1 protein-coding gene is annotated in these 331 nt (G+C 61.6%); it reads right to left on the bottom strand.

Translation table 11 applies throughout. The annotated features are described in order from the left end of the window. On the bottom strand, positions 1 to 331 hold a 331-nt coding region (locus tag FFK22_RS42425; RefSeq protein WP_221939333.1), incomplete at both ends, for a hypothetical protein.

Here is a 331-nt window from a genome sequence, read left to right on the forward strand (position 1 = left end):
CCGGTAGATCTCCTGCCATTCCCCCGGCGTCATCAAAGGATGGCCGGTGGTGACGTGCTCGGTGTCATATCGGTTCATATCCGGATCCATCCAGATGCCCTTCGCATGCAGGGTCTTGTGGTCCTCCGATCCCGGCAGCGGCGTCAGAACGAAGAATTCAAGGATGTCGACCGGCAGCTCGCGCTGGATGATGCCGATGTCGCGCTCGATCGACTCGACCCGGTCGCCTGGAAATCCCAGAATGTAGCCGCAGAAGGTGATGACCCCGGCGTCCCGCCAGGCCTGCAGCATGCGGCGATAGTCGGTGACCTTGTTCTGCCGCTTCTTCGCG

This window comes from Mycobacterium sp. KBS0706, from assembly GCF_005938675.2.
Taxonomy (GTDB): Bacteria; Pseudomonadota; Alphaproteobacteria; order DSM-16000; family Inquilinaceae; genus Inquilinus.